This window comes from Xanthomonas sp. SHU 308, assembly GCF_000364645.1.
Taxonomy (GTDB): domain Bacteria; phylum Pseudomonadota; class Gammaproteobacteria; order Xanthomonadales; family Xanthomonadaceae; genus Xanthomonas_A; species Xanthomonas_A sontii.
Genome location: NZ_AQOK01000530.1, coordinates 1 through 2,946, shown reverse-complemented (window position 1 = coordinate 2,946; position 2,946 = coordinate 1). Strand labels below are relative to the sequence as shown.

Annotated in this window: 2 protein-coding genes; both read left to right on the top strand. The window is 71.2% G+C overall.

Annotated features, from left to right (window positions below):
- Positions 1-1,581, top strand: a 1,581-nt coding sequence (locus tag D588_RS0115890; RefSeq protein ID WP_017916685.1) for a copper resistance system multicopper oxidase, incomplete at its 5' end; no start/stop codon positions are given.
- Between the two features lie 38 nt (positions 1,582-1,619).
- Positions 1,620-2,777, top strand: coding sequence for a copper resistance protein B (locus D588_RS0115885; RefSeq protein WP_198526778.1), 1,158 nt, complete (start codon positions 1,620-1,622; stop codon positions 2,775-2,777).
- Positions 2,778-2,946: the final 169 nt, after the last annotated feature.

Sequence of the window (2,946 nt, the reverse complement as noted above, 5' to 3'; positions counted from 1 at the left end):
ATCGCGGTCAACGGCAGCGTGCCGGCGCCGCTGCTGCGCTGGCGCGAAGGCGACACCGTCACCATCCGCGTGGCCAACCGCCTGCCCGGCCACACCCAGACCTCGGTGCACTGGCATGGCCTGCTGCTGCCGGCCAACATGGACGGCGTGCCGGGCATGAGCTTCGACGGCATCTACCCGGGCGAGACCTACCAGTACCGCTTCGCCCTGCGCCAATCCGGCACCTACTGGTACCACAGCCATTCGCTGCACCAGGAGCAGGCCGGGCTGTACGGCGCCATCGTGATCGACCCGCGCGAGCCGCCGCCGTACCGCTACGATCGCGAGCATGTGCTGCTGCTGTCGGACTGGACCGACCTGGATCCGGCGGCGCTGTTCCGGCGGCTGAAGCAGATGCCGTCCTACGACAACCTGTACCAGCGCACCGTCGGCGATTTCCTGCGCGACGCGCGCGAGGACGGGCTGCGCGCCACCCTCGCCGACCGCGGCATGTGGGGGCGCATGCGCATGACCCCCAGCGACCTGTCCGACGTCAACGGCAACACCTACACCTACCTGCTCAACGGCATGACCCCGGCCGGCAACTGGACCGGGCTGTTCCGCCCCGGCGAGAAGGTGCTGCTGCGCTTCATCAACGCCTCCAGCATGAGCTACTTCGACGTGCGCATCCCCGGGCTGAAGATGACCGTGGTCGCCGCCGACGGCCAGTACGTGCATCCGGTGAGCGTGGACGAGTTCCGCATCGCCGCGGCCGAGACCTTTGATGTGCTGGTCGAACCCAGCGGCCAGGACGCCTACACGGTGTTCGCGCAGGACATGGGGCGAACCGGCCATGCGCGCGGCACGCTCGCCGTGCGCGAAGGACTGCAGGCACCGGTGCCGGCGAACGATCCGCGTCCGCTGCTGCGCATGCAGGACATGGGCCACGCGATGGCCGGCCACGCCGGCATGGAGCACAGCGCAGGCATGGCCACGCACGGCATGGAGGGCGGCTGCGGCGCGAGCATGCACATGCCGGGCATGTCGGGCATGGAGCACGCCGCGCACGCTGCCACCGCGCCGACGCATCCACGCAGCGAACGCGGCAATCCGCTGGTGGACATGCAGTCCGCCGCCACTGCGCCGCGGCTGGACGACCCTGGCATCGGCCTGCGCGACAACGGCCGCCGCGTGCTGAGCTATGCCGACCTGCACAGCCTGTTCGAGGACCCGGACGGACGCGAGCCGGGACGCGAGATCCAGTTGCACCTGACCGGCAACATGGAGAAGTTCGCCTGGTCGTTCGACGGCATTCCCTTCGCCAGCGCCGAGCCGCTGCGGCTGAACTATGGCGAGCGCCTGCGCATCGTGCTGGTCAACGACACGATGATGCAGCACCCGATCCACCTGCACGGCATGTGGAGCGACGTCGAGGACGCGGCCGGCCGCTTCCAGGTGCGCAAGCACACCGTGGACATGCCGCCGGGCACGCGCCGCAGCTACCGCGTGCGCGCCGACGCGCTGGGCCGCTGGGCCTACCACTGCCACCTGCTGTACCACATGGACGGCGGCATGATGCGCGAAGTGCGGGTGGACGCATGAGCCGCCTCCACTTCTCGCCGCTCGCCCAGGCGACCGGCATGGTGCTGCTGTTGGCGCACGCCGTGGCGCAGGCACAGCATGTCCACGCGGCCGACAGCGGCGCCGATCTCCCTGCTGCGACCTGCGCCTGCCCGGCATCCGCCGCCAGCATGCCCATGGCGGACGCGGCAACGGCACCGCAACCCGACGCGGCAATAGACGGTGCCGTGGACCACGCCGCAATGGGCCATGCCGCGCACGCGCCGGCCATGCACGCCGCGCCTGCCACGCAGACCACGGCAGAGCACGCCGACGCCACGTCGCACGAGCACATGGAGCACGCCACGATGGACCACGCAGCCGCGCCGGCGTCGCAGGTCGAGCATGGCGAACACGCGCACTTCACACACGACGGCATGCATCACGACCGCATGGACCATGCGACGCCGCCTGCACCCGAACCGACAGCGTGCCACTGTCCCGCGAGCGCCGACACGTCGCTGCCGCGCGAGCCGATCCCGCCGATCACTGCCGCCGACCGGGCGGCGGCGTTCCCGGTGCTGCGCGACCACGGCATGGCGCACGGCGCGGCGCGCACCGGCTACCTGCTAGTCGATCGCCTGGAGGGCTGGGACAACGCCCACGGCAGCGGCCAGGCCTGGCAGGCGCGCGGCTGGTACGGCGGCGACATCGACCGGCTGTGGCTGCGCAGCGACGGCGAACGCGAGGGCGGCCATACCACGGCGTCCTCGCTGGAACTGGCCTACGGCCGCGCGATCTCGCCGTGGTGGGACCTGCTGATCGGTGGCAGGCAGGCGTTGGCGCCGGGCAGCGCGCGGACCTCGGCCGCGTTCGGCGTGCAGGGCATGGCGCCGTACAAGTTCGAGGTGTCGGCCATGCTCTACGTCGGCGAGGGCGGCCATGCCAGCCTGCACCTGGAAGGCGAATACGACGTGCTGCTGACCAATCGCCTGATTCTGCAACCAGGGCTGGAAGCCGAACTGGCCGCGCGCGACGATCCGGCGCATCGCACCGGCAGCGGCCTGACCACCGTGGAGGGCGGGTTGCGCCTGCGCTACGAGGTCACGCGCCGGTTCGCGCCGTATGTCGGCGTGGAGCACGTGCGCAGCTTCGGCGACACCGCCGACCTGCGCCGCGCCGATGGCGAGGCGGCGCGCGAGACACGCTGGGTCGCCGGCCTGCGGTTCTGGTTCTGAGCGGACGGCAACGCGGCGCGGCGCTGTCCGTCGACAGTCGTTCTCCCCATCCAGGGTCGGCCGCAGTTCACCCGGTACATGCGAGGGTTCGGGCGGCCCTGTGCGCACCACGCACGCGGGGCTGTCACCGTCGATCGCCCAGGAGACCCGCTCGATGCACGAATCCGCC